Source organism: Acinetobacter lactucae (assembly GCF_013344765.1).
Taxonomy (GTDB): Bacteria; Pseudomonadota; Gammaproteobacteria; order Pseudomonadales; family Moraxellaceae; genus Acinetobacter; species Acinetobacter lactucae_A.
In genome coordinates this window covers 1-862 of sequence record NZ_JABVBF010000366.1, presented here as the reverse complement: position 1 = coordinate 862, position 862 = coordinate 1, and the positions used below count along the sequence as shown (strand labels likewise).

At 31.7% G+C, this 862-nt stretch carries 2 pseudogenes; one reads left to right on the top strand and one right to left on the bottom strand.

The features are described 5' to 3' along the window. Positions 1 to 405: pseudogene (locus HUN22_RS17365) on the bottom strand (hypothetical protein); the annotation flags it as partial. Positions 406 to 500: 95 nt separating this feature from the next. Here HUN22_RS17365 and HUN22_RS17360 point away from each other — a divergent pair. Further along, positions 501 to 862: pseudogene (locus tag HUN22_RS17360) on the top strand (type IV secretion protein Rhs); the annotation flags it as partial.

The following is an 862-nucleotide window of genomic DNA, read 5'->3' as shown; positions in this document are numbered from 1 at the left end:
CTCCATGGGAGAAACTTTTTTTAGCGTATGCTGAGATGTTTTATCAAATCTTTCAATTTTATATAATTGCGCGCCAGATTGACTATAACTAGAGCAAAGTAGTTTTCCATTATGAACTTGATCAAGGTTTTGACCTAATTCTAAGGTACGTATTCTCTTAGAAACATCTAGACATTCAGGTAAAGTTATTAATTTAGATTTTGCTATATTTTTAAATATATCAACTGATTGCTGAACCACTCTTGATTCGCCAGTACCAGTAATAATACCTTTCTCCCAAGCGTATAACTTCGAGTAATGTGAAGTAGAAAGCTCCACATCTAAGGTTTCATTTACAGTTACTCTCTTATTGTCAACCGCAACAATAATGCTATCGTTTAATTGAATAGCTAAGATGAAAGTCATATTTTACGTAAAATAACGAGACATTTGATATACATTTATTTTAGGCTATATCTATGCAAAGTTCTGAATATTTTTTATAAAAATTGAGGTTATTAATGGCTGGTGGTTCTCAAATCATTATTAATAAAGATGGTATTACCCTGATTACACCAGGAAAATTTGAGCCGAAAGCTGGACAACACCTTTTTAAAAGTGGTGAAAAGGCTAATTTTTCTTTGCCAGAAATCCCTAATGTTCAATCTCCTTTTAGTAATAAATTAGATGTTTATAATCTATTTAAGGAAACATCTAATATTAAATATTCTGTTTTACATTCAAATGGACAAGTAAAAACTGGCTTCCTTGACCAGTATGGTAGGACTGGACGCATAAAATCTAATGAAAAAGAAAAAGTTAAGGTTCTAATTGGTGGCGATGACTGGCATTATTATATCGACCAACTAGGTGGAACTAAGAA